The organism is Roseovarius sp. (genome assembly GCF_018066915.1).
In the GTDB taxonomy this organism is placed as follows: Bacteria; Pseudomonadota; Alphaproteobacteria; order Rhodobacterales; family Rhodobacteraceae; genus Roseovarius.
The window spans coordinates 1-2,638 of the sequence record NZ_JAGPVV010000157.1; the positions used below are offsets into that span (position 1 = coordinate 1).

At 60.4% G+C, this 2,638-nt stretch carries 1 protein-coding gene and 1 pseudogene; one reads left to right on the forward strand and one right to left on the reverse strand.

Annotated elements, in window-relative coordinates; genetic code table 11:
* Positions 1-516 (forward strand): annotated as a pseudogene (locus KBT70_RS08415) (phosphomannomutase/phosphoglucomutase); the annotation flags it as partial.
* A gap of 127 nt (positions 517-643) precedes the next feature.
* Here the strand turns inward: KBT70_RS08415 and KBT70_RS08420 are convergent.
* The coding region (locus KBT70_RS08420; RefSeq protein ID WP_296631201.1) for a M3 family metallopeptidase at positions 644-2,638 on the reverse strand (1,995 nt) is incomplete at its 5' end.

A 2,638-nucleotide genomic window follows, 5' to 3' on the forward strand; every position in this document is an offset into this window, starting at 1 on the left:
CACATGAAACGCCGGGTCAAGGAATTGGGCGCGCTCGCAGGCTTTGAGAAATCGGGGCATTACTTCCTCGCCGAACCCATCGGACGCGGTTACGACTGCGGCATGCGCGTCGCGGTCGAGATTTGCAAACTGATGGACCGCAACCCGTCGATGTCTATGTCCGACCTGCGCCGCGCGCTGCCCGTGACCTACGCGACCCCCACCATGTCACCCTATTGCGCCGATACCGAGAAATACGTCGTGCTCGACCGCATCGTCGCCAAACTCGTTGCGCGCCACGCCGCAGGTGAACCCCTCGCCGGGCGCGCGATCAAAGAGGTCGTGACCGTCAATGGTGCCCGCGTCATTCTCGACAATGGCTCTTGGGGTCTCGTGCGCGCTTCTTCCAACACCCCGAACCTCGTGGTCGTGTGCGAGAGCAGCGCAAGCGACGCCGAAATGCGCGCCATCTTCGCCGATCTCGATGCGGTCATCCGCACCGAACCGGGCGTTGGCGATTACGATCAGACGATCTGAACTGCACTATATCTAGTATGAACGACCTCAGGCGAGTCCCGGATTAAATCCGGGACGGGGGCCGCGCCCCCAATCCCCCCTTGGACCTTACATAATCACCTGTCGAACCTTACAGAGCTTACAAGCCTCACGCCGCCAATCCGCGCCCTTTGAGCAGCGCCGCGACCCCCGGCATCCGCCCCCGGAACTGGAGATAGAGCGCTTCCGCGTCCTCTGATCCCCCGCGCGAAAGAATGTGCGATTCCAAGGCCTTGGCCCGCTCCGCATCAAAGGCTCCGCCGGCTTCCTCGAAACTGGCAAAAGCATCCGCATCCATCACCTCGGACCACATATAGCTGTAATAGCCGCTGGAATACCCATCCCCGGAAAAGACATGTGCGAAATGTGGGCTCGCATGACGCATGGTAATGGCCCTCGGCATGCCGAGATTATCCAATACTTCCAACTGCTTGGCCATGATGTCCGTGGGCGCTTCGCCCTCGTGGAACGCCAGATCGACGAGGGCAGAGGCCACATATTCCACCGTCTGAAACCCCTGATCGAAATTCGCGGCCTTCAGCAATTTCTCCAGCAATTCCCGTGGCATAGCCTCACCTGTCGTGACATGGGTGGCATAACGCTCCAGCACCTCGGGCACTTCCAGCCAATGCTCATAGAGCTGCGAAGGCAGTTCGACAAAGTCCCGCGCCACGGAAGTCCCTGAAATACTTTCATAATTCACATCCGACAGCATCTGGTGCAGGGCATGTCCAAACTCGTGAAAGAGCGTGCGCGCATCGTCATAACTCAGCAGCGCCGGATCGCCCTTGGCAAAATTGCAGACATTGATCACCACCGGCCCCTGCACCTTTGGCCGCTTGGCCTGACCCCGCATCGCCGAGCACCAAGCCCCCGATCTCTTGGACCCGCGAGCAAAATAATCCCCAATGAAAACAGCGACATGGTTGCCATTTCGCGTCACTTCCCAGGCCCGGCAATCGGGGTGATAGAGCGCCACATCAAGGGCGCGAAACTCCAATCCGAACAGTCGATTGGCACAACCAAACGCCGCTGCGATCATCCCCTCCAGCGACAGGTAAGGTTTGAGCGCGGTCTCATCCAGATCATGCTCGGCCTGCCGCCGCTTTTCGGCATAATAGCGCCAGTCCCACGGCTCCAATTCTCCATTGATTCCATCGGCTTGCATCATTTCTGTGAGGCGCGCGGCATCCCGCTCCGCCTGCGCCTTGGCCGGTTCCCAGACCGCCATCAAGAGGTCACGCACCGCCTCTGGTGTCTTGGCCATCTCGGTTTCCAGCTTGTAAGCGGCAAAGCTCTGATACCCCAGCAACGCCGCCCGCTCCGCGCGCAGGCGCAAAATCTCGGCGGCCACCTCGCGATTGTCGGTCTCACCGCCCATGGCCCCACGCGAAACCCATGATTCATATGCCTTTTTTCGAAAATCGCGACGGGGCGAGAATTGCAGGAATGGCACGATCAACGACCGCGAGAGGGTGATAACCGGCCGTTCCTGCCCCTTTTCGCGCCCCGCCGCGCGGGCGGTATCGACCAGAAAATCAGGCAATCCCTCCAAATCAGCCTCGGCCAATTCCATATGCCACCCGGCCTCATCCGCCAGCAGGTTCTGTGTGAATGCGGTCCCCAGTTGCGCCAACCGCGCCATGATCTCGCGCATCCGGGCTTCTTCCGCGCCGGTCAGAGCCGCGCCAGAGCGGCGGAACCCCCGGTGCGTCAGCATCAAGAGACGCGCCTCTTCCGGTGTCAGATCAGCCGTGTCGCGCGCTGCCCACAGGGTTTCGACCCGTGCAAAAAGCGATTTGTTTCCATAGAGTTCCGAAGAATAAGCCGCGAGTTTAGGCGCAAATTCGCGCTGCAATTTCTGCCGCTTTGGATTGCTGTCCGCACCTGCAAGCGTGTAGAAAACCGACAGCACCTGGTCCAACCCTTTGCCCGAGGCCTCCAGGGCCTCGACCGTGTTGGCAAAGGTGGGCTGTTCCGGATTATCCGCAATCGCCGCAACTTCGGCGCGCGCTTGGGCAAGTGCTGCCTCGAACGCAGGCGCGAAATCCGCGTCCTTGATGGCGTCAAACGGGGCAAGGGCGAACGGTGTGCCCCACTCAGC